The sequence below is a fragment of the Alcanivorax sp. HI0083 genome (genome assembly GCF_001635175.1).
On the sequence record NZ_LWFX01000384.1, the window covers coordinates 1 to 770 of the forward strand.

1 pseudogene is annotated in these 770 nt (G+C 61.0%); it reads right to left on the bottom strand.

Going from position 1 to position 770, the window contains the following annotated elements:
* Positions 1-598 (bottom strand): annotated as a pseudogene (locus A3754_RS03980) (hypothetical protein); the annotation flags it as partial.
* Positions 599-770: the final 172 nt, after the last annotated feature.

Here is a 770-nt window from a genome sequence, read left to right on the forward strand (position 1 = left end):
CATCCCAGTAGGGAAAGAACTGCTTGCTGGCTCCTTCGCGTTGCAGCAACGCTGCCATGGCAGGCAGGTCGGCTTCACCGGTTTGCCGAATTTGCACATCTTTTGGCAACCGCTGATGGCGCGCCCGGGTATACACCAGGCTGGTCTCGATAGTGCCATGGGGGTAATAGGTGGGCAGCCCGGCACGGCCACTGGCCACGGACCCCAGTGAGGCCTCGTTGTCGCGCAGCACCGTGGTCTGCATCCACTCCCCCTCAGACAACTGCTTGCGCAACTGGCGGAACAGGCGGTGCAGCACCAGGCCATTACGAAATTGCGGTGCGATACGTAAATCGTGTGCATAGCGGATCGGTTTGACCTCGCCATTCACCCACAGGTGGCGCCAGCCCACATTGTAGACAGCACCCAGTTCACCGGCGCCCCCCTTGGGCTCAGCCACCCACACGTCCGGCTTTTCGCAGGTCACCTGAGCGCCCCGAAAGTAATCCGGGTTCCGCTCAAAATTCAGGGTCACCGCGCCGTGCTGGGGCGTTCCCTGCAGCAGCGCCAGGATGGCTCCGTTATCCTGGTCACAGGCAGGCCGTATGCGATAACTCATACCGGCACCCCGCAATCTTGCGCTTGTGCCGTACGCGCTTCCAGCCAGGTTGGTAGCGCCCCAGCCCAATATTGCAGGGATTCCATTTTTATGTTGCCTTCGATCATGCCGCGTTGACGGCAGTGCTGCAGATAACGCTCACGCATGCCCGGGTGGATAACGCAGCGCAAAG